This is a genomic window from Anabaena sp. CCY 9910 (assembly GCF_963920875.1).
Classification (GTDB): domain Bacteria; phylum Cyanobacteriota; class Cyanobacteriia; order Cyanobacteriales; family Nostocaceae; genus Trichormus; species Trichormus variabilis.
In genome coordinates, this window is the sequence record NZ_CAWUDJ010000002.1 from 262,601 (window position 1) to 285,356 (window position 22,756).

General features: G+C 41.2%; 21 protein-coding genes. 8 read left to right on the forward strand and 13 right to left on the reverse strand.

Annotated elements, in window-relative coordinates; all coding sequences use genetic code 11:
- Positions 1-79: 79 nt before the first annotated feature.
- Positions 80-1,030, reverse strand: a complete 951-nt coding sequence (locus tag ACM5QX_RS03610; RefSeq protein ID WP_414752408.1) for an alpha/beta fold hydrolase — start codon at positions 1,028-1,030, stop codon at positions 80-82.
- Positions 979-2,049 (reverse strand): dTDP-glucose 4,6-dehydratase, encoded by a 1,071-nt coding sequence (gene rfbB / locus ACM5QX_RS03615; RefSeq protein WP_414752409.1) that lies wholly within the window; start codon positions 2,047-2,049, stop codon positions 979-981. Before rfbB ends, ACM5QX_RS03610 begins: the two co-directional genes overlap by 52 nt.
- A gap of 561 nt (positions 2,050-2,610) precedes the next feature.
- Between rfbB and ACM5QX_RS03620 the strand changes: the two genes are divergently transcribed.
- From ACM5QX_RS03620 to ACM5QX_RS03630, 3 genes are all read left to right on the forward strand, one after another.
- The gene (locus tag ACM5QX_RS03620; RefSeq protein WP_041456794.1) at positions 2,611-2,748 is read left to right on the forward strand and encodes a hypothetical protein; all 138 of its coding nucleotides are present in this window, start codon (positions 2,611-2,613) and stop codon (positions 2,746-2,748) included.
- Between the two features lie 175 nt (positions 2,749-2,923).
- Complete coding sequence (locus ACM5QX_RS03625; RefSeq protein ID WP_414752410.1) at positions 2,924-3,370, forward strand: tellurite resistance TerB family protein; 447 nt, start codon at positions 2,924-2,926, stop codon at positions 3,368-3,370.
- 119 nt (positions 3,371-3,489) lie between these two features.
- Positions 3,490-4,845 carry a UDP-N-acetylmuramoyl-tripeptide--D-alanyl-D-alanine ligase gene (locus ACM5QX_RS03630; protein ID WP_414752411.1) on the forward strand — a complete coding sequence of 452 codons (1,356 nt, stop codon included), beginning with the start codon at positions 3,490-3,492 and terminating at the stop codon, positions 4,843-4,845.
- A gap of 76 nt (positions 4,846-4,921) precedes the next feature.
- Here ACM5QX_RS03630 and ACM5QX_RS03635 read toward each other — a convergent pair whose 3' ends face one another.
- From ACM5QX_RS03635 to menA, 4 genes are read right to left on the reverse strand one after another with little or no spacing between them, the layout of a single operon-like run.
- Positions 4,922-6,376, reverse strand: a complete 1,455-nt coding sequence (locus tag ACM5QX_RS03635; RefSeq protein WP_414752412.1) for a 2-succinylbenzoate--CoA ligase — start codon at positions 6,374-6,376, stop codon at positions 4,922-4,924.
- On the reverse strand, positions 6,361-7,323 hold the full coding sequence (locus ACM5QX_RS03640; protein WP_414752413.1) for an o-succinylbenzoate synthase: 963 nt from the start codon (positions 7,321-7,323) through the stop codon (positions 6,361-6,363). Before ACM5QX_RS03640 ends, ACM5QX_RS03635 begins: the two co-directional genes overlap by 16 nt.
- Positions 7,324-7,374: 51 nt before the next feature.
- Positions 7,375-7,554 (reverse strand): hypothetical protein, encoded by a 180-nt coding sequence (locus ACM5QX_RS03645; RefSeq protein WP_414752440.1) that lies wholly within the window; start codon positions 7,552-7,554, stop codon positions 7,375-7,377.
- Positions 7,535-8,440: a 2-carboxy-1,4-naphthoquinone phytyltransferase gene (menA, locus tag ACM5QX_RS03650; RefSeq protein ID WP_414752414.1), complete on the reverse strand. Its 906-nt coding sequence runs from the start codon at positions 8,438-8,440 to the stop codon at positions 7,535-7,537. The genes ACM5QX_RS03645 and menA overlap by 20 nt, the downstream gene beginning before the upstream one ends.
- 280 nt (positions 8,441-8,720) lie before the next feature.
- Here menA and ACM5QX_RS03655 point away from each other — a divergent pair, with 280 nt between their 5' ends.
- On the forward strand, positions 8,721-10,136 hold the full coding sequence (locus tag ACM5QX_RS03655) for an isochorismate synthase (protein ID WP_414752415.1): 1,416 nt from the start codon (positions 8,721-8,723) through the stop codon (positions 10,134-10,136).
- Positions 10,137-10,336: 200 nt separating this feature from the next.
- On the opposite strand, the gene glgA is transcribed toward ACM5QX_RS03655, so the two are convergent.
- The 3 genes from glgA to ACM5QX_RS03670 form a co-directional block, all read right to left on the reverse strand.
- Positions 10,337-11,815 (reverse strand): glycogen synthase GlgA, encoded by a 1,479-nt coding sequence (gene glgA / locus ACM5QX_RS03660; protein ID WP_414752416.1) that lies wholly within the window; start codon positions 11,813-11,815, stop codon positions 10,337-10,339.
- Positions 11,816-12,077: 262 nt separating this feature from the next.
- Positions 12,078-13,850, reverse strand: coding sequence for a B12-binding domain-containing radical SAM protein (locus tag ACM5QX_RS03665; RefSeq protein WP_414752417.1), 1,773 nt, complete (start codon positions 13,848-13,850; stop codon positions 12,078-12,080).
- A 249-nt stretch (positions 13,851-14,099) separates the two neighbouring features.
- Positions 14,100-17,741 (reverse strand): NB-ARC domain-containing protein, encoded by a 3,642-nt coding sequence (locus tag ACM5QX_RS03670; RefSeq protein WP_414752438.1) that lies wholly within the window; start codon positions 17,739-17,741, stop codon positions 14,100-14,102.
- A 570-nt stretch (positions 17,742-18,311) separates the two neighbouring features.
- Here ACM5QX_RS03670 and ACM5QX_RS03675 point away from each other — a divergent pair.
- The 4 genes from ACM5QX_RS03675 to ACM5QX_RS03690 all read left to right on the forward strand — a co-directional run bounded on the left by ACM5QX_RS03675 (position 18,312) and on the right by ACM5QX_RS03690 (position 20,021).
- On the forward strand, positions 18,312-18,707 hold the full coding sequence (locus ACM5QX_RS03675) for a hypothetical protein (RefSeq protein ID WP_414752418.1): 396 nt from the start codon (positions 18,312-18,314) through the stop codon (positions 18,705-18,707).
- A gap of 193 nt (positions 18,708-18,900) precedes the next feature.
- On the forward strand, positions 18,901-19,140 hold the full coding sequence (locus ACM5QX_RS03680; RefSeq protein WP_224311691.1) for a hypothetical protein: 240 nt from the start codon (positions 18,901-18,903) through the stop codon (positions 19,138-19,140).
- A 77-nt stretch (positions 19,141-19,217) separates the two neighbouring features.
- Entirely contained in the window at positions 19,218-19,442 is a 225-nt protein-coding gene (locus ACM5QX_RS03685; protein WP_414752419.1) for a hypothetical protein, read from the forward strand.
- Between the two features lie 138 nt (positions 19,443-19,580).
- Positions 19,581-20,021 carry an SRPBCC family protein gene (locus tag ACM5QX_RS03690; protein WP_414752420.1) on the forward strand — a complete coding sequence of 147 codons (441 nt, stop codon included), beginning with the start codon at positions 19,581-19,583 and terminating at the stop codon, positions 20,019-20,021.
- 21 nt (positions 20,022-20,042) lie between these two features.
- On the opposite strand, the gene ACM5QX_RS03695 is transcribed toward ACM5QX_RS03690, so the two are convergent.
- From ACM5QX_RS03695 to apcA, 4 genes are all read right to left on the reverse strand, one after another.
- A complete protein-coding gene (locus ACM5QX_RS03695) occupies positions 20,043-20,858 on the reverse strand; it encodes a SirB1 family protein (RefSeq protein WP_414752421.1) in 816 nt (271 codons plus the stop codon).
- A gap of 168 nt (positions 20,859-21,026) precedes the next feature.
- A complete protein-coding gene (locus ACM5QX_RS03700) occupies positions 21,027-21,233 on the reverse strand; it encodes a phycobilisome linker polypeptide (RefSeq protein ID WP_010994200.1) in 207 nt (68 codons plus the stop codon).
- A gap of 215 nt (positions 21,234-21,448) precedes the next feature.
- The gene (gene apcB / locus ACM5QX_RS03705; RefSeq protein WP_010994199.1) at positions 21,449-21,937 is read right to left on the reverse strand and encodes an allophycocyanin subunit beta; all 489 of its coding nucleotides are present in this window, start codon (positions 21,935-21,937) and stop codon (positions 21,449-21,451) included.
- Between the two features lie 65 nt (positions 21,938-22,002).
- Positions 22,003-22,488: an allophycocyanin subunit alpha gene (apcA, locus tag ACM5QX_RS03710; protein WP_010994198.1), complete on the reverse strand. Its 486-nt coding sequence runs from the start codon at positions 22,486-22,488 to the stop codon at positions 22,003-22,005.
- Positions 22,489-22,756 lie beyond the last annotated feature (268 nt).

Sequence of the window (22,756 nt, forward strand, 5' to 3'; positions counted from 1 at the left end):
CTACGTATATTTCTAATAGGTAATGGGTAAGCTTTTATGCTCAATTACCAATTACCTATGACCGATTACCAATGCTAGTTTAATTATTGCCCAAAAACTTATAAATAGCCTGATAAGTCTCTTCTGGTGCTTCTTCTGGTAGAAAATGACCACAAGGCAGAGACTGACCTTGCACATCAATGGCTCGTTCTTGCCAAGTTTCTAAAACATTGTATTTGCGTTCAATAATTCCTTTTTCACCCCACAGCACCAGTACAGGACATTGAATTTTCTGTTCTATGTCGAGTTCATCATGTTCTAAATCAATCGTGGCCGCAGCACGATAATCTTCACAGGTTGCGTGAATTACAGCAGGCTGACAAAAGCAGCGTATATATTCGGCTAAAGCTTGAGGATGAAAAGCTGAAAAATCTTTACCCCATTTTTCTAAACAGTTGCGTAGATAATATTCGGGATTGGCTCCGATTAAGGTTTCTGGTAAATTATCGGGTTGAATCAAAAAGAACCAATGATAATAAGCTGTGGCAAATTCTTGATCGGTTGTCCTGTACATTTTATGGGTGGGTGCAATATCTAGTAAGGCTAGTTTTTTGACACGATGAGGATAATCTAACGCCAGACGATGAGCAACTCGCGCTCCTCGGTCATGGCCGACGACATAAAATTCTTCGTATCCTAGCTTTGACATGACCTCGACTTGATCTTGCGCCATCACCCTTTTGGAATAATTGATGTGATTGGGTGTACTGGTGGGTGTGGAACTGTCACCGTATCCTCTTAAATCTGTGGCGACTACGGTGAAGTTTTCAGCTAAGAGAGGGGCTATCTTATGCCACATGACATGGGTTTGAGGATAGCCATGTAATAAAAGTAGTGGCGCGCCTTGACCTCCTTTGACTAGATTGATTTGAGCTGCTGTTGTATCAACTATGGTTTGTTCAAAGTTGGTGAACATGGTTTTTCCCTGACAATCTTGACCTACTCCTTTGGTAAAAGTGCTTCCCACCAATGGCGATGAGTTAGATACCACTGGATGGTGTGGCGTAATCCGGTCGAGATTGTTTGTTGGGGTTCCCAGCCTAATTCTGTTTTGATTTTTGTCGCATCGATCGCATAACGGCGATCGTGTCCGGGGCGGTCTTTGACGAAGGTAATGAGTTTACTGGCGGGAGAGACGGGTAAATCAGGGGCTAATTCGTCCATTAACTCACAGATCATCTGAACAAGGTCAATGTTTTTGATTTCGTTATTACCGCCAATGTTGTAGGTTTCTCCTGGTTTACCCTGATGAATGACAATATCTAAAGCACGACAATGGTCTTCAACATATAACCAATCACGGATATTTAACCCATCTCCATAGATAGGTAGAGGTTTACCTAAGAGAATATTGAGGCATATTAGGGGAATTAATTTTTCGGGGAAGTGATAGGGGCCGTAGTTATTGGAGCAATTTGTAATTAAGGTTGGTAAACCGTAGGTGTGGTAATAAGCTCGTGCCAAATGATCACTACCTGCTTTAGAGGCGGAATAGGGACTGTTGGGGGCGTAGGGAGTTGTTTCTGTAAAAGCTGGATCATCTAGTTCAAGGCTGCCGTAAACTTCATCTGTAGAGACGTGGAGAAAGCGGTAGTTTGCTGGTTTGCCTTGTTTTGTCCAGTGATGGCGAAAAGCTTCTAATAAGGTGAATGTACCTACAACGTTGGTCTGAATGAAAGCATCTGGCGTGACAATTGAGCGATCAACGTGAGATTCAGCTGCAAAGTGGGCGATCGCCTGAATCTTTTCTTCCTCTAGTAGCTGATCTATAAGGGCGCGATCGCCTATATCTCCCTTGACAAATCTTAAATTTGCTTTTCCTTCTATATCTGCTAAATTTTGGCGATTCCCTGCATAGGTGAGCGCATCCAAAACAATTATGCGATCGCCTGGGTACTGTTCATACCAATGATGGACGAAATTGGAGCCAATAAAGCCTGCACCACCCGTAATCAGAATAGGTACAGCCGCACCAGATGTTGTCAATAGTTCTGTATCATTTTGTATCATGGATTTATTTTTGCTTTCGTTTGGGAGAAAACACCGCAGAATTCACAAGAAACAATATCAATAAAGTTTACCGTTGACAAAATCTTCCATCTTTAGGCTGAAAACATATAAATTTTGTAAATAAATTCTTAATTATTTCTCATAATTGACCTGATGTAAAAGCAAAGGTCTGCAAATTTTGTTTTATCAGTAAATTTCCTCAAAATATCTGCTCAGTATTTTAGCGATTGAGAGATCAAAAATAGGCTGCTATGAATTTTATGCCTGTTTATGAGGATTCAGAGATATTTCCAGAATATAAGTGTTTTATTTTACTCTCCATCAACTAAAGTAAGCACAATAAAGATAGCTGATTCTTCTCATAAAAAATTTTTCAGTACTGTACGCAACAAAATCTAGGCTAATTTCATCGAATCTTCAGAAAGAAATATTTTTTTTCATAAACTGAAGGAGCTAAAGTTTTGTTAAGATGCAATTGCTAGCAGTTTCTCGACGGAATTCCTGACTCAGGAGGTGGAGAAACAAAAAGTACTAGCAGCACAGAATTCAACAGGTGAAGCAATGACCACCTACATTTTTTTCGATGAAGCCTTGCGGATGCTAACCAGCGCCTTTCTGCTATCGGTAGTACTGTTGATTACAGCTTCTGGTATAGGTCTGGCGGTTATTGAAACAATTGAGAAGACAGGAGAACATTAAATCCACTCCTAAAGGTATACTTTTAGTCGCAACCCATTAATTACTAGTGTTCGCTATACAAAAATCCTGGGAACACTAAATTATGTTAAGTCTCACAGCGATGCAGACTTATCTGTAAGCCAAAAACAAACGGGTAACTGTACCGCTATTGAGACCCCCACCAGGAGCGACTATCATGAATTTATTAGACACCTTCCTGGGCAGAGAAAACCAAGCCCCAGAAGTACTCAGTTCCACAGAAGCTTTTGTTGCTATTATTTTATTGGCGACAGCGTTAGATGGTTATTTATCCTATGAACAAGAGCGTTCCATCTCTTGTGAACTGTCTCGCTCAAAGCCTTTGAGAAATTACTCCACGGAAGCGATCGCCCAGTTGTGTGACAAAACCTTGATGATTCTCCGGCGAGACGGTTTTAATGCCTTATTTAATTTGGCTAAAGAATCTTTATCTCTAGAGTTACGAGAAGTAGCTTTTGCCGTAGCCAGTGATTTGGTTTTGAGTGAAAATCATGTTACTGAAGAAGAAACAAACTTTTTAAACGATTTATATCAAGCTTTGGATATCTCCCCTGATATAGCAGCACGAATTTTACAAACGATGTCGCTCAAAAACCAAATTTAAGCTGATCACAAAATTATTTCTGGCAATTAGCAAGCCATAATTACCAAATACTTATATACTAAGTGTGCCAAAGGAGTTCACCTTCTTTGGCATATTTAGTTTTGAATTTTGAATTTTATATGTCTTGGTCTGTTACTTTAAATCAACTAATAGAAGTTCTTTTAGCTCGTCCTGTAAATATATCTGAAGCGGCGTTAGCACAAGTTAGCAGTGGTATCCAAACAGATACGCGGATTATCAAACCTGGGGAAGTTTTTTTGGCTTTTCGGGGGGAAAAGTTTGATGGACATGAGTTTGTCCCGACAGCGATCGCTAATGGCGCGATCGCGGCTATTGTTGATGATGATTATGAGAACCCAGGATTACCTGTTTTACAAGTCAGCAATACTCTAGAAGCTTATCAAAAACTGGGTAGATGGTGGCGTGATTGCTTCGATATACCAGTGATTGGGGTGACGGGTTCGGTAGGTAAAACTACTACCAAAGAATTGATCGCCGCAGTATTGGGGACAAAAGGCAATGTCCACAAAACTTATGGTAATTTCAATAACGAAATCGGTGTCCCGAAAACTCTCTTGGAACTGAACGCTGAACACGACTACGCCGTGATTGAAATGGCGATGCGGGGTAGGGGACAAATTGCTGAACTCGCCCAAATAGCCAATCCCACAATTGGGGTGATTACCAACGTCGGGACGGCACATATTGAGTTATTGGGTTCAGAAGAGGCAATAGCTGAGGCAAAATGTGAGTTATTAGCCGAAATGCCCAAGGATAGTGTAGCGATTCTCAACCATGACAATCCTTTGTTGATGGCGACGGCGGCAAAATTTTGGTCAGGGGAAGTGTTAACCTATGGTTTATCTGGTGGAGATGTTCAAGGTTCCCTAGTTGATAACGCCATTGTGGAAGTGGCTGGATTACGTCTACCTTTACCTTTACCCGGTCGTCACAACGCCACTAATTACTTAGCAGCTTTGGCCGTGGCAAAGGTGTTAGGGATTGAATGGTCGAGCTTGCAAGCTGGTGTAAGTGTGAATATGCCGACTGGGCGATCGCAGCGTTTTAGTTTGCCCAATGATGTATTAATATTAGATGAGACTTATAATGCCGCACCAGAAGCTATGTTGGCAGCGTTGCAATTATTAGCCGACACACCAGGAAAACGGAAAATTGCGGTGTTGGGGGCGATGAAAGAATTAGGCGAGCGATCGGCACGGTTACACCAACGGGTAGGGGAAACGGTACGGAATTTAAAATTAGATGGTTTGTTGGTGCTAGTTGATGGGGAAGATGCGGAAGCGATCGCCAAAAGTGCTGAGGGAATCCCATCGGAGTGCTTTGCTACCCACGCTGATTTAGTTGCGCGATTGACGACATTTGTGCAGGGGGGCGATCGTTTGTTGTTTAAGGCGGCTCATTCTGTGGGATTGGATCGGGTTGTGAGTCAGTTACGGGCTGAGTTTTCTAGTTAGGTGGAGGTTTGCCTAAAGTTGGAGCTTTTTAAACGCGGAGGGGCGCGGAGGGGGGCGCGGAGGTACGCGGAGTTTTTTACTTAGTTTCTGTGTTCAATAGGGCTATTTGTTGTAGTTGTTGGCGATTGATTTTACCTTGTGGGTTACGGGGTAAGGTATCTAATGGAATCCAATGTTTGGGGATTTTAAATCTGCTGAGTTGATGGGAGATGGCAGTTTTGATTTCACTGACAGATGTATTGGTGTCTTTGGGAATATAAATTGCTGTTAATGCTTGTCCCCATTGCTTATCTGGTATGCCAATTACGCAAATATCAGCTACCATTTGTGTAGCTCGGATGGCTGATTCTATTTCTATGGGGTAGATGTTTTCTCCACCTGTGATGATTTTGTCGCTGTTTCTACCGACAATGTTTAAATAACCATGCTCATCTAAAAAACCTAAATCATCTACCTGAAAATAGTTTTGGTTTTGTACAATTTGGGGATAATAACCAAGGGATAAAGATTGAGCTTGAATTGTGATATTTCCTATGTGATTTGTTGGTAAAATTTCCCCTTGTTGATTACAAATTGTCACTTGAGCATGGGGAAGAATTTGACCACTGTTAATTTTACCATTTAAAAAATCATCTGGTTTGAGGGTGGCAATTTGGGAGGCGGTTTCTGTCATTCCATAGGTGGGTGCTAATCGAATGTTATGGAATTTCGCTTTTGCTAATAGTTCATCCCAAGCCGGCGCACCACCTAAAAGTACAGTGTTGAATTGGGATAACCATGTAGTTAATTCTAAGTTTTGTAGTAGGCGTTGTAATTGTGTCGGTACTAAAGATATGAAAAATTCTCTAGGGTTGATTGGGGATGGTTGATTTAATTCTAATGATTTAAACGGTTGAATTACTAACTTACCGCCTGTGGTAAAAGAACGCATAAACTGCATTAAACCACTGACATGATATAGCGGTAAAACACAATATGAATTAACTTGTTTGATTTGAAAATATTCTATAAATCCCTGCACTGAAGCCGTGAGGGTTTCCCAAGTGTGGATAGCAAATTTAACTTGTCCCGATGAACCACCGGTGGGAATCATGATGAGTGCTGTAAAGCCTTGCGGGCATAGCTGCGCTTCGAGTGGTAACGGGAGTTGAGCAGCGTGCTGAGTCTGTAAGATATTTTCCCCCTGCTCCCTGCCCCCTGCCCCCCTGCCTCTTAAGATTCCCTCCCTAGTTTCTAAGCCTAAAATAATATCGGGTTGTACTAAATTAAATACTTGATGCCATTCTTGTTCGCCCCAGTCTGGGTTACAGAGAAAAACTTGGCAATTAGCAGCACAGGCGGCGATAAAACTAGCTAGAAAGTTTACGGGTTCACGTTCGGCTAGGATGATTTTTGGTGATGTTTCTGGTGTTGATAATTGGGTGAGTTGCAAGTACAGTTCTGTGGCTTTTTGGTGAAACCCTCGGCTGTCATAACCAATCAGCCAATCATGGTGAGTGAGGCGATTCAGATAGGCTAAGGGTTGTTCCATAAACTTTGCAGCCAGTTTTCTGCTTCTTGGTGAAAAAGGTGGTTAACGCCAAAGCCAACAGCCCTGTTGTGACGAGATAATTCTGCTGCTAGTTGGAGTGATGCTTTTCTGGCGATCGCAGTTTCAAATACTGATGAGAATACCGCGTCAATTTTATGCTGTTGGCAAAACTGTCGCAGGCGAGAGGGGGAACCAGCGATCGCAGGTTTAATCACAAACACGTCCCGCCAACCCTGTGCATAACAAGCAGCTAGTTGCTTGAGGTTAGCCACAGATTCATCTAAAGCGATCGCTGTAGGATAAGCTTCACTCAATTCCAACATCTGGGAAAATTGCTCAACGGGTAATGGTTGTTCGATAAATTCCACTTCTACGGGTAAATTATCACAAGCCTGTAACCATAGGTGAGCTTCTGGATAACTCAGTCCACCATTAGCATCTAAGCGCAGTTTGGCGGATGTAGGTAAACTTTGGGTGAGTAAGTCAAAAATTCTCAATTCTTCACCTATTTCACCCACTGCAATTTTCCATTTAAAGGTGCGATATCCCTCCTCCCACAAGCGCCGCCATTGATGTATTGCTGCTTCCCCGGCTGGTAATAAGGCGCTAAATTGAGCATGAGTTATAGTTACATCTTCACCACTCCCCATTGCTTCCAACGCTGACTCAAAGCCAAATTGACACGCTGGTAAATCATCGGGAATGGAAAAAATGATTTCTTGGGTGATTTCTTCTGGTAATTGGCGACAAAAATCTAAAGCCTGTTCTAACGTCTCCGAACCAAACCAGCTAATGGGTGCGATTTCTCCCCAACCGACTTTACCTGTGGTATCTGTCAGCCGGAGAATAATCGCTTCCCTTACTTCCCAGATACCATGACTAGTAACAAGCGATCGCACAAATTTTCGGGCTATGGGGCGAAAGCTGAATTCGTAATTGGAAAACACAATATAACTGGGGACTAGGGACTGGGGACTGGGTGAAAAGTCTTATTGTGTCTAGGTTGTATCATCTATTGATGTCCTAACACTACTGGCAACAGCTAGAATACCAACTGGAAAAAAGACTGGGACAAATGAACCATCTGTAGAGATGCGATTCATCGCGTCTTCTTCACCCAAAGATGTGTTGCAATCATTAATCGAATTGGTATAAGTATCAAATACCAGCAATGACAAACCCCACACCCAACAGTAAGCAACTCCAGAAATGGACAGCTACGGCGATGAATTTACAATTGCTGACTTTTTCTGGTTGGTTGTGGTTTTGCTGGACATGACGACATAATTTGAAGGTGTAAGGTAGACTTAGCCAGCTTAACAACGTCCACACAGGGAAGAATCCCAAAATTACAAACAGCAAGCTAAAGGGGTAAATGCTGGCTGTAAACCAAGTGAGAACTTTTGCACCGTTGGCTGTTCCTAGACGGACAATGGGCGATCGCTTACCTGCTTTGATATCATCATCAACTTGGTGGAAGTGGGAGCAAAATAAAATTAAGCTGGTGACAATCCCGACAATGACGGAGGCAGCTAAACTTGTGATTGACCAAGTTTGAGTTTGGCTATAGTATCCTGCTGACACTCCTAACGGCCCGAAGGCAAAAAAGCACAGAATTTCACCTAAACCTTGGTATCCTAAACGAAAGGGAGGGCCTTGGTACATATAGCCCAAACCACAGCATAACAAGATGATGCCGATAACTGTGGGGTCTTGTTGCCAAGTGGCGATCGCTAATATCCCCGATAGTCCAGAAACTAAACACAAGTTTCCTAACCAAAACACCAAAGCCTTCTTGCCAGTTAAATTTACTAAAGAATGATGTTTATTTACATCAATTCCTGTTTCTGAATCGAATACATCATTACTGATATTTTCCCAAGCCAGAATTAAAATTGCGGCAAAAATAAAAGTAGAAAATACTGCTAAATTAAAAACTTTATTCTCAGCAAATGCAACTGCGCTTCCTACCCAAATAGGCATGATGGCAACACTATACATCGGCGGTTTAATTGCCGCCATCCATAGCTTAATTTTAGTATGAGAAATTTGCTTTGTAGTCATCAGTTGTGGTAAACAATTCAAAATTGAAAATTATAAACAATACCTCTAGCTAGTAGAGTACAGGTTAAATAAAGCTAGTATCTTTTTTGGAAGTATCTCTCACACCCCCACATCCTTATACCCACCCCTAAAGAGCTTTAGTAAGAGTCTGGGAACACCATCAACAAGAAAAATCATACTCTGGTGAAATGGTGACTGAATATGTTACCTGTAGAAATACGACCATGATTAATTACACTTTGGAAGATAACTTAAAAAAAATTTACTATTTTTTACATCCATGACAGTTTCACCATGTCGTCGTAGCTTATTAGTCGAACAAAAAGACCTCTATCAATTTTTGTTAGCTGTGCAAGAAAATTGCCTCAAAAATCATTGTAGGCAGATTGTGAGTATTTCTTTAGAAATTGACTGGGTTGACCCTTTAGCCGTATTAGATAAATTAGCGCAAGCAAATGCAATAAATTTTTACTTTGAGAACAGAGGTAAAGGAGAAGCGATCGCCGGCATTGATGCAGTCACTAAATTACAAATTGATGGAAAAGAACGCTTCATTCAAGCCGAGTATTTTATTAAATCTAATTTAGAAAATATAGTTAATTTTGGTAACACTAGCCAACCTTTTGCCGGGCCTCACTTTTTCTGCTACTTCAGCTTCTTTGCGGAGAAAAATAAACTAGACTATCCCTTTCCTTCCGCGACAGTCTTTTTACCACATTGGCAAATATCTGTAAAAAATCAATGTTGTACATTGGTGATGAATACGGTTATTAACTCTAGCGTTAATATTCAAATATTATTACAAAATTTACGAGATAAAATAGAAATTATAAATTCTTTAGAACCTTATTCATCTAATCTTGATTATTTCCCCACTAATCTAAGTAAAAAATTATTTACTAATGGGGAAAGATATAAAAAATCAGTGGCATTAGCATTAGAAAAGATTCAGTCTAAGGAATTAAGCAAAGTAGTTCTAGCAGATATCTTGGATGTGAGTTCAAATCAGCATTTTAATTTGTTAAATTCATTAAATAATTTGCGTAGAACTCACCCTAATTGTTATATATTTTCTACCAGTAATGGCAAGGGACAAAACTTTATTGGTGCTAGCCCAGAAAGATTAATTACTATTCATAATCAACAGTTAATTACTGATGCTTTAGCGGGTTCCGCGCCACGAGGAAAAACACCTGCTGAAGATGCGGCTAATGCTAATCGCTTACTCAATAGCGAAAAAGAAAGGCATGAACATTTATTAGTAATGGATTTCATTACTCAACGCCTCACCCAACTAGGCTTATTACCCCAAGTATTACCACCGCGTTTACGACAATTATCTAATATCCAACACCTGTGGACACCAATCAACGCCATAGTTCCCGCTAACGTCCACCCATTAAAGATTATTGCCCAACTACACCCCACACCAGCCGTAGCCGGTGCAGCCAGGGATATAGCCTGTGAGGAAATTCGTCGCTATGAAACCTTTGAGAGAGGTTTATATGCTGCGCCTCTGGGTTGGATAGACTCTCAAGGTAACTGTGAATTTATTGTGGGGATTCGTTCCGCCTTAATAGATGGCGATCGCGCTAGACTTTATGCAGGTGCTGGTATAGTTGCCGGTTCTGATCCTGAGAAAGAATTTGCGGAAGTGCAACTTAAATTACAAGCTTTACTCAAAGCACTGGTTTAATTCGTAATTTGTGAAATGTAGGATTTGTAATTTTTTTGAAACAAGCTTATAGATCAATACATTTTAGTTAAGGCTGACAACTTAGACTGGTGTAGGTTGGGTGGAGGAACGGAACCCAACATTCTCAAAACTGGGCAACTCCTACAAAAAAAATCAAAAGGTGGGCATTGCCCACCCTACTTGAATTACAAATTATTCATCTACCATTTGTACTTAATCCATTCGTAAATATCTAAATATTCCGTGCCTGGATTATTCCATGAGTAGTCATATTTCATTCCCTGAATCGCCAATTGTTGGAACTGTTCAGGAGACTGATACCACAAATCAACTGCCCGATTCATCGCTGACTCTAAAGCTTGGTTATCAGATTGATAAAATACGTAACCATTGCGTTTTTCTGGTGGTAAATTTTGGTCATAATCTCGGTCAAACACCGTATTTACTAACCCACCAACACCGCGCACAATGGGAACAGTACCATACTTCAAGCCAATCATTTGTGTTAAACCGCAGGGTTCATAATTGCTGGGAACAACAATCATATCAGCCCCGGCGTAAATCAAATGGGACAATTCTTCGTTAAAGCCCAATTCTAAATGGACATCAGGATTGTTATTTAAAAACTGTTTTTCATGCCGGAAATGAGCATTGATTCCTGCTTCTGTTGCTGAACCCAATAATACAAATTGCGCTCCTTTATTCAAGGAATGATAAATGGCGTGATGGACAAGATGTACACCTTTTTGATTATCTAAACGCCCAATGTAAGCAATGATTGGTTTATCAGCAGCTTGCAGCAACAAGCGCTCGCGTAAAGCTTTTTTGTTATATAGTTTTTGTTCAAAGTCTTCTTGGTTGTAGTTGTAGGGGATGTAACGGTCAATTTCTGGATTCCAAAAATCGTAATCAATACCGTTAAGAATCCCACTAAATTTATCTTTGTGTAGATACAAAGTATGCCCTAAGCCACAACCAACGTCGGTATACTGTGCTTCTAAAGCGTGGTTTGGTGAAACTGTGGTAACAGCATTTGAGTAGACGATACCGCCTTTCATGTAATTTAAGGCAAAGGGGTTAAAGTCATCCTGTAACTTATCATTTTGGAAGTAATAAGCTTCTCTATTTAAGCCTGTCGCCCAGAGAGTTTTGACACCACCAATTCCTTGATGTTTAAAGTTGTGGATGGTGTAGCAAACCCTTTGAGTGTCCATACCATGATACTTGTAAATCTCATAGAGCATTACAGGAACTAAGCCTGTTTGCCAATCATGACAATGGATAATATCAGGGCGCTTATTGCTTTGATGGAGGAATTCTAAGGCAGCTTTGCTAAAAAAGGCAAAGCGCATATCGTCATCATCACAACCATAATAGCAGCCCCGATTAAAGAAATTATCCTCAGAATGGGGTTCAATGAAGAAACACACCCGTCCATGTACCCAACCGCAGTAAACAGTACAGTGAATGGCTGCACCAAACCAGGGAACCCACAGGTTTAAATAAGCCTCATGTAATCCCCAAATATGGTCGTAGCGCATACAATCATACTTGGGCAGAATTAGTTCGACGCAATTGCCCCGAATCTCTAATTCCCGACTCAATCCGTAGACAACATCCCCCAAACCCCCTGCCTTAATTACAGGAGCGCATTCCGAGGCAATCTGTACAATGTACATCCGTAGTCCTCGCTTCACAAAAATTTATCTTTACTATACTAGTGAGTACATGAAATATGTACTCATTGACAAGTGACTAAGGGGATGTTAGGCGGAGATTTTTGCTTAAAATCTGGGTTTGGTGAATATATATTCAAGATTTCTTGACTTTGGAAAAGTGAGGATACAAGGGTGTAGGGGTGTGAGGATGTAAGGGTGTAGGAGGTGTAAGCGAAGAATTTAGACTTTACTTCTTCCCCTATACCCCTATACCCCTATACCCCTAAATTCTGTCAAAATCTTCTAAAGGTGCGATCGCATATCGTCCCTGTTCATCTTGACTAACTAAACCTAAAGTTAGTAAATCTTTGTCAATAAATAACTTTGTAGCTTTACCGCCTGCGTCGATTTTGGCGTTAATCAATCGTATGGCGTAGCAAATTGTGTCATAAACCCGTTGGGGATTTATTGCTGTGCTGATAGGCTGATATCTACCTACTGACTCACACAGTCGGTAAACTCCATGTGTGGGCGACTGGGGATAGCCATAGTGTTGGACAGCGCGTTGTAAGAAATAGCCGGCAGTAATTGGCTGATTTCCGGAAGGACGTACACAAGAGTAGCTGCAATCACCAGGTGTATCAGCCGCAAAACTTCCCGGCATAAATCGCAATATATTAAAGTTCAAAAAGTCAGGATGGCATTCTTCTAAGCCAAAGCGAATTGTCTTCAAATCATCTTCTAAAGTCGTTGGTTCATAACCGATGATTTCGGTTTTATCTTCATTCAGCTTGGCTTTTGGTAGTCCTAAAATCAAAAAGTAACTGCTGGGTAATCCAGCTTTATTCATATCTTGAAATGCTTTTTTTATATTAGATGGATAATCAAAGGCTTGCTTGATTTGGCTTTGAATCGAGCCATTAAATTTATGATTAGCTAAGGATACTTCTGGTAAGCTATGCTCAACACCAAAGAACATATAGACACAGTTATACTCTACCAAATAGCGCATTTGTTCATAGTCAATTTTGTCAATTCTCGTATTGGAACCCCAGACAAAACCTTCCTGTTTAAGAATTTCTGCTTCCTTTTTAGCTGCTGTTACATGGGCAGTAAAGGTATCAACATCGAGATAAACTGCTTCATAACCATGCTGTTTTAATTGCCGCAGCTGCTGACGAAAAGAAGCTTCACTCAATCTGACTATATGATTATTCTCCTGACTTTTATTACAGAAGCCACAGCCCCAGGGACAACCTCTTTGAGTAAAAAGCTGGGCTGTTTTTAGTTGCCTGCCGTCTTTAGTTTTAAAAATATCCATATTATGAATTTGGGGAATATGAATTAACCCCAAATTTTGGTCTATGTCATCAAAATTCTCAACTCTAGGCGCAATAGAATGGTGAAATTTATGAGGCTGATTATGGTTAGGGGCAACGCGGTAAAATTCCCTCTCTTGATTCATGAAACACAATCCAGGTAAATGTTTCATGTTTCTGTAGAAGTTCCCTTTGGCAACTGCATAAGCAATTTCTACAATTGATTCTTCACCCTCACCATCACAAAATCCGGTGATCCAAGGGGTAAGTTGAGCAATATCTTTGACGCTTTTTGTTGCATAACCACCAACTAAAATTGGAACATTTTCCCGTCCATGTTTCTTTAGTTCTGTAAATACTTTTTTGCTATGTTCATCAATTTCTTGCCATTGAGTAGTCAAGCAACCAGCGAAAATAATTAAATCAGCGTTTATCACCTCACGTAAAACATGATCAATAGTCAAGTCAGGGCGCTCTAAATCTAGCTGAATAACTCTGTTAAACCCAGCATTTACTAAACTAGATGCCAGTACAGGCAGAGCCTTGTTAGCTCCATTAAAAGTTCTATATTTAATATATTCGCCAATCAAAACAATTTTTGATAACTTCCAACGGTTATCAATTGGTTGCCATATTGATGATGGTAGTGATAAAACTTTTGTTGTATCTACCATATCTTGTACAAAACCAAGAAATTTTATAAATTTATTTGGCGGATTGATGAGATTTAAAAACACTTTTCACCACCTATCTTTATAGATTTTGATTGGTGGTAATGCACACCTGTTTAAGAGTATAATCCTCTCTAATTTCAGAGATATGACTCAGGAAATTATGTTGATCAAAGAATAACAAACCAAAAATATACACCGACATACATATATCTATGGAAGTATTTATAAAACATTTTTTCCTCATCAAGGTAACATCTGCAAAGTTTCAGATCCCAACTTCTTGAAGAAATCAGGGATCTGGTTTAAAGAAACTTAACTTTCCTCAACTGCACCCAACATTTTCAAAGAAGCTTTTTCCGCGTCTGTAATACCTGTGATATCGGTAATGTCCATATTTTCATACAAGCGAGGAGATTTGAGGGTTTTCAGGCGGCTACAATTTTGCATATCCCACAGTTGAATTTTTTCATCTTCGCTACCACTCGCAAGCAATCTGCCATCAGGACTGAAAGCTACAGAACGAATTGCGGCTGTATGCCCATGTTTGAGAGTGTCAATACATGAACCTTTACTGATGTCCCACAGCTTCACGGTGGTATCTTCGCTACCACTAGCTAAAATTTGCCCATTGGGACTAAATGCAACTGAGTAAACCTGTTTATTATGTCCTTTGAGGGTGTGGACACATTCGCCTGTTTTCAAATTCCATAACTTGACTGTTTGGTCTTCGCTAGCGCTGGCGAGTAATGTGCCATCGAGACTAAATGCTACTGACCAAATCATGCCCAGAGGATCTGTCAAGGTTTGCAGACATTCACCGCTAGCAACATCCCAAATTTTAATTTCACTGTCAGCACTACCACTAGCTAAGGTGCGGCCATCAGGGCTAAAAGCTACCGTCCATACCCAATGGCTGTGTCCCTTTAATTTCTGGAGACAATCATCTCTATCTTTATCCCACAGGCGGATGGTGCGGTCTTCACTGCTGCTGGCCAGGGTTTGCTTGTCGGGACTAAAGACCACAGTCCATACCCAGTTAGTATGTCCTGTAAGTGTACGAATACATCTACTGTGGTGAGTGTCGCTGATATCCCACAGCTTAATGGTGTTATCTGCGCTACCACTGGCGAGTATTTGCCCATCGGGATGAAAGGCGACGGAACGAATGCGTCCTTGATGTCCCCGTAGGGGGTGACATTCTCCTGTGTTTAAGTTCCAGAGTCCGATAGTGTAGTCATCACGACCACTGGCGAGAATTTGACTATCGGGACTAAAGGCGACTGAATAAACATCACGGGTGTAACCGCGCAGGATATTAAGGGAATTACCTGTGATGACATCCCAAAGTCTGGCTGTTTGGTCATCGCTACAGCTAATTAGTGTACGTCCATCGGGACTAAAGGCGATCGCCCAAACTTGGCTAGAATGTCCCCATAGGGTATTGGTACATTCACCGCGTTGAATATCCCAAAGTTTGATGCTGCGGTCTTCGCCACAGCTAGCTAGGGTTTGTCCATCAGGGCTAAAGCGTACAGAATAAACTTTTTTACTATGTCCCTCAAATACTTGCCAGCACTGACCTGTTTTCACATCCCACAGTCTGACGGTGCTGTCTTCGCCACTGCTGGCTAAGGTTTGACCATCGGGACTAAAGCTAACAGAGTGAACCTCTTTGGTATGACCTTTGAGAGTTTTCAGACACTTGCCTGTGGCAACATCCCAAAGTTTGATATGCTGATCAGCGCTGCTACTGGCGAGTAACAACGGCTTATCATCGGTGACTGGACTAAAGGTGACAGACCACACCCAATCATCATGACCTGGGAGAGTTTGTTGACAATTCCCTGTGGCTATATCCCAAAGTTTAATGGTTTGGTCTTGACCGGCACTGGCTAAGATACGACCATCAGGACTGAAAGCGACTGAGTAGACTTTGTTGGTATTTTTTGAGAGTGTTTTTAGACATTCGCCTGTGTGAACATCCCAAAGCTTAATTGTCGAGTCAGCACTACCACTAGCCAACATTTGACTATCAGGACTAAAGGCAAATGCCCAAACCCAAGCGGTATGACCTTTATAAATACGCAGTTGTTTATTATCTGAGGTTTGCCATAGGCGAATTTCTCCATTCATCAAACCTGTAGCAAAGTATTTGCCATCAGGACTAAATCTCACTGACACCACACTAGACATGGTTTCAGTGAAGACAGAACCAGTTAAGTCAGAGTTGGCAAAGATGGTTTCTCTTAACTTCACCTCTTTAAAATAAGCTTGCCAGATGGTTAAACCAGAAAAATCTCGCCCACTCAAATCGATTGGGGATTCATCGGGAAACTTATCTAGTTGTAGTTGACGCAAGAGATTAATCAAGTTACCGGCAGCATAGCCTTTTTTTGGTAGGGGTTCTTTTTGTAAAGTTCCCAGCATTCTGCGTAAATGCAGTTCTAGTTCTGTGCCGAAAAGATTGAGTAATTTCTGCTTGACTGGTTCTAATATTAATCTTTCTTGAATCTGGCGGATATAATCAAGCGATCGCGCCTTCATCAAGGGATAGGTGTTAATAAAATCGAGTTTTTTTTTCTGACTAAATTCCTCCACAGAGTTTTCGATAAATTTGGCGGTGATATATTCCATGACCACAGATTCCAGTCCAAATTTACTGGATTCTGCCTCTTTTTCTCCTTGAGTAGATGAGGCTTTTTCGATGAGTGATCGCCGCAATAAAGACTCCAGCGCTTCCATAACTTTGATCGGCGATTCTGTGGTTAGCCAATCGTCTTTAAGCTCCCGAAAAGAAACATACTCACGATTAGCACCCAGGGAGTACATCACTTTCTTTTCTAAATCTGACAGTCGTCGGAATTGCTGTTTTAAAAGTGTGCGAATATCTCCATATACAGCACTTTCCTGGTGAATTTGGGCTAAAAATTCACTGATGTTATTACTAAATAACTCATAAACTGTAGTCGCCACTATCTTCAGCGCTAAAGGATTGCCAGAATAACGTCTGACTAATTCATCTAACTGTTCATCGGTGCAGTAACACCCCTTGTCCAGCAAAATTTCCCTAGCTTCTGCTAAGTTAAGACTTGATAGCTGCAACACTTTGACTGGCAGATTTTTACCTTCTAAGGCTGCTACTTCTTTGGGTTTTTCTCGGCTAGTTAATAACAAGCAACTTTCGTGAGATGCTTCGGCTACTTTTTTAAATAAATAACCGTAGTTTTCGTATCCTGGTTGATATTCACCAGCCCATTCTTGATTTTTGCCCTCGCCACTACGAAGGACTGATTCAACATTATCTAAAATTACCAAACATCTTTTTTTTCTTAAAACATCTATAAGTCTGACTATTTTATTGTTATCAGTGTCTGTTAAATCATTTTCATTTTCATTAGCTAAAAAGCGCAGCAGTTGTGTGAGAATATCTCCCAGAGATGGAGCATTGCGGAGCGATCGCCAAATCAAATAATCAAACTCCTTTTGGACTTTCTTAGCGACCATCGCCGCTAATACGGTCTTGCCTATTCCCCCCATTCCCAATACCGCCACTAGGCGACAACGATTAGAACCATTACCTTCTATCCATTGTTCCAATTCTAGAAGTGGTTCCTTTCGCCCCCGAAACCCAGCCACATCAACAGCTTCCCCCCAGTCTTCCGATGAAAATACAGGGTGTTGATAAGTGAGCTGGTATTGCTCATATAGCTTTTGCCTCAGTCCATTAATTTTTTTATTGCCCTTACCCTCTATACCTAATTTGCGGTAACTCTCTCCTAGTCTTTTTCTTACCGCAGGTTGAGAAATATCTAGCTTGGCAGCAATCTCAGCACCAGAGTGATCGTGTAATGCCAAAACTAAGGCATCAAGCTCTGTTTTTGTAACACCATATTTGGTTGCTACTCCTGTGATGAAATCTTCTGGAAGCTGAAACACGTCAGCAGCAATCATCATTTCATCTTGGCTCCACACAATATATTCACTTAGTTATCAGTATGTGAGATAACTTCTTATAACACAGTCCCTTGCTTCGGGAAAGGGTATTTATACACATTTCACAATAACTACACAATAAATGTTTGCTACTAGGGAAGCACTAAAAAATCACTTATTCCCAGTTCACAGTTAGTAGGGTGCATCAGTCCGAGAAAACCTAGCCATAGCAATAAATTATTCATACTGACGCACCCTACATTTTGGATATTTTCTATCTGGAAGTCCCCAGTGATAACAAAGCATTTAATCCAAGATTATTAAGTAAAAATACTTATCAAAGTCCTCTATTTTATCCCTGGGGATGAATTTTTGTGATTGGGACTGGTTTCCCTAGCGATATACCCTAGTGATATAAATATATATAAAAAATATATCTATTTTCATGGATAAACCTCTTGGGTCAAAAAAATGCCACTAAAGTACTTGCAAATTTTAATTAGATGTGATTATCTTATACCTAAGCTATATATATGTGAGATAAGCAGATTAGTGTAAATCTCAACAATCAACATCACGGAGCATCTAAATATGAATAGCTTCTCACAACTGCCAGAATTCATTAAGGGTTCTAACACTCTCAGAATGCAGCTAAAGATAGAGGAGAATCCTTGGGAAACTTCACCTAAATCGGGACTGGAAGACAAAAGTCAGCCAAAAATTCTGCCGATACAATGTTATTCAGTTGATTTACCGCCAGTTTTTTCTCACATGACCTTTCTCTTAATTGAGACTTTATCTGCAACTCAACATGGTGAGTTTGTGACTCGCAGTAAACAGGGTAAATACGAAACTATTGTCGAACTTTCCGGCCACGTTAGTCATCGTTATGGCTTGACTCATCAAGAATTGGCAGAAATTCAGACGATATACGACCAAATCCTCGAAACATGGATAGCGTGGAGGATAGCGAATAAAAAGACCTAATCTGCTCAATCTGCCATAGCTATTTTACAGTTGAGAAGATTGATAGCTTGGTGAGAATGATGATTCGCAACTAAATAGGTGAAGTTTCTAGAGACATTTGGCTTTTGATAAATGAGAAGTTTACAAGCCCGGTAGTGTGATTCAGCACTGACGGGCTTTTTGCTTAGGTTTGTTCTACATCGGAGGAATGATCATGAAATCGAATTTCGACAACAAACAAAATGTGATTTTAATTTGGGCTGGTAGAGGGGTGAAATATTTTCTGTTGATGCTGGTGGGTATGGCGATCGCTTTCGTCATCTCCCACACCTTTACGGTTCTCCCCGTACTGATGCTACTGCGATCGCCAGATACATGGATTTGGATTGCCAGAGTGGCAGTTTCACTGGTTTGTTTACTGGCGATCGCCATGATCTTTGAGTCTTGGAGTTAATTTTGCGCCATGATTACCCACCTTTGGCTAAATTATCCCAGCCAAAGGTTCCCAACTACTAGGAAGGAGGTTAGGTTATGACAAACAACAACAACGGTTTCAAAAGCGATGCACTCTCACCAATTTTAGTCATCTTAGTTGCAGGGTCGATATCTCTGGCGATCGTCAACAAAGAAAATCATCCAGCATATTTTGACATTGTGAAAATAGCGATGGCTTACAGTTTTGGGTCATTCAAATCTCACAAGTCCTCTAAAAATTCTCACAACCAGGATGATGCAGACAATAACGAAGTCAAGTAACGTCGGGTTAATCTAACTGGTACGGTAATACAATTCAGCATATAAGGAAAAAATGTCTTGCCTCACCCTGTCGGGTAAAGTATTAAAAACGCCTCATGCCAAGAATTTTTCTATATGCCTTGATTACGAATTACCACCATGCCCCAAATTCTCGAACAATCAATTCAAATTAACGCCACAGCCAGTACAGTAGAACGCTGTATTACGGATTTAACCCTCATGCACCGTTGGCTAAACCCCGTCCTGCGCTGCGAACCGGTGGGTGAAACGTGGAGTACGGATATTGGTAGTAAAAGCCGCTTTATAATTCAAATTCCCCTACTTCAACCTACTTTAAACACCGTTGTAGCCGAACGCCAACCTGGTTTAGTAGTATGGACATTTCAGGGATTTTTTCAAGGAAGCGATCGCTGGGAATGTCAACCCATAGAACAGGGAACCCAACTAATTAACCGCTTTGAATTTGACATCCCTAATCCTATAGTCAGTTGGGGCTTCAACACCTTCGCCGCCGCCTGGACAAAACAAGATATGCAGGCGCAACTCCGCCGCCTCAAACGGGTAGCGGAAAGTCAATAGTCAATAGTCAATAGTCAATAGTCACTTCATCTCTCCCAACAACCGCCGGATAGTTACCGCATCTTCGGCATAGGGGACATTTGCTAGGTAGGTTTCTAGGTCATTGGTAGCTTGAGGATAGTAACCTAGTTGATAGTAGAGTAAACCGCGATCGCGCAATTCTGAAGTTGCCTCAGGAAACAATAATAAAATTCTCTCAACGACACTTAAGCTTTTTTCTAATTGCTGCTGTCTCAGGTAAATATATTTTAGGTTCGTCAACATCCTTGCCAAAAACTGCCGCTTGCTGACTCTAGCCAAAAATTCCGGGCGCAAATTCACCGATTCCTTAAACATTTGATTTAGCTTGTCTTGGCAATCTTGGGCAAACATCACCTCACCACGATTAAACGCATCCACAAAAATCTCCATATCAGAGATAGCTGGACGGATGAGGAAATGTCCTGGTAATCCCACCCCTTCCATTGGAAAATCAATCCTTTGGGCAATCTCCAGATAAACTAAAGCTAAAGTAATCGGAATACCAACTCGACGGTCAATTACCTCATTGAAGAAACTATTGCGTGGGTCGTAATAATCTTTCTGATTCCCCACAAATCCTAAATCGTCATACAAATACTGATTAATACCTTGAATCACCCGTAACGGATACCGTGAGGATGGCAAGCGTTCCTCAACTTCCATTGCCATTGTATCCAGTGCGTTCAGATATTCCTCTACATCCAGTCTAGGATATTCTTCCTTAGCAATATACAAAGCTGCCCTGGCTAGGTCAATATCCGCCTCAGATTGCTGAATCTCTTGATAAAAATATTGTCGTGCTGAAGAAAAATTCATAGTTAAGACTAGGGGGTAAAGTTAGTTAAACCCTCACATTCCTCTGCGCTAACCTCAGCGCACCTCCGCGTTTCAAAACTCCCCTCAAAATAGACACAGAGAATGAAAAAAGAGGTCTAAACAGACCCCTCTCATAACTTAACTATAATAATTTTCGGCCTATAGGAATTATTGCAACCCAGCATTAGTACCTTGCTTACCAGTTGCGAGTTCCACCTTGATAATTTTGCCCCCTGCTTTTTGAATGCGCTGTTGTTCGCGGAACCAATTTTCATAAGGAACCAACTTGGTAAAGTAGGTGTTTTGTAGTTCGCGTTGGGTACGGGTTCTGCTGAGGCTAGGAACAAGCGCTGTAATTTTAAACAAACGGGACATAACTTGAAATCTCCTATCAGTATTCTGGGAAAAATTCTTTATCTCAAAAAATCTTGAGCGCAAATTAATTAATTAATCATTCCAAGGCTGGAAATCAAGCATCAATACCAGACCGCTAATACTCATCAATGTAAGCAATAGAACGTCCTAGCACTCACGATTGATTTCCAGACCTTCATCAAGCCGCACTTAATAAACTAAGTGCGAAACAGCTTCTAGCTCAAGCCAGAGGAGATATAGTCTAGGTAGATACCCATTTCTTTACCAGCATCAGCACCAACTAAGCTAGCGGTTACTTCTTTGATAGCTTGGATAGCTTGTACGGTAGCGCCAACGGGTACACCCAAGGAGTTGTAGGTTTCTTTCAAACCGTTCAATACACGCTCATCTAGGATGGAAGGATCGCCAGCTAGCATAGCGTAGGTAGCGTAACGCAGGTAGTAATCCAAGTCACGGATACAAGCTGCATAACGACGGGTTGTGTACATATTACCACCGGGACGGGTGATGTCAGAGTACAACAAAGATTTAGCTACAGCTTCTTTAACGATCGCAGCTGCGTTAGCGCTGATTGTTGTAGCTGCACGTACGCGCAGTTCGCCAGTGGAGAAGTAAGCTTTGAGTTTTTCTAAAGCTGCGGTATCGAGGTACTTACCTTGCACGTCAGCAGAGTTAATGACGGCGGTGATTGCATCTTGAGCCATGTTGTTAATTCCTTATTTCCAACCTTATTGCAATATTCCAGTTTCAGCAGGGAAACAGCTGCACCCTACTGCAACGCACCTACTACGTAGTCAAAGTAAGAGCCAGCTTCAGCAGCATCTTCAGCAGACAGAAGGGTGGAAGCAGCATTTTTCAATGCACGTACGCCTTCACCAACTGCCTCAATAGGAGTGCCGAGGGACTTGTACATTTCACGAACACCGATTACACCAATTTCTTCAATAGGAGTAACGTCGCCAGCAACAATTCCGTAGGTAACAAGACGGAGGTAGTAGTCTAGGTCACGCAGACAGGTAGCTGTCATTTCTTGACCGTAAGCGTTACCACCAGGAGAAACAACATCAGGGCGCTTTTGGAACAATTGGTCGCCAGCTTGCTTAACCAAACGTTCGCGGTTGTCGGTCAAAGCTTGAGCAATGCGGAGGCGTTGTTGGCCACCAGCAACGAAGCTCTTGATCCGATCTAATTCGCCAGGGCTGAGGTAGCGGGCTTCTGCATCAGCATTCACGATGGACTTCGTGACGATACTCATTAATGGATTCCTCCAGTACGAAATGAAACCAGAATTTGATTAAACTGGTGCGATTTTAAATTTGGGTGACTGAGATTAGTTCCCATCTTGTGGACACAGCAGTAAAAGAAGTGACTGCTATTGTGACTACAATACAAGTTCGCTTGAGTTAATACAACTACACAAGCTTTAAAACTCAGTGACCTTCCGCAAAATATTCTCCGGCATTCTGTTGAGCATTTATGACTGCTCTTAACAGTTTGTAATATTTGTTTCAGATTTACTGCGA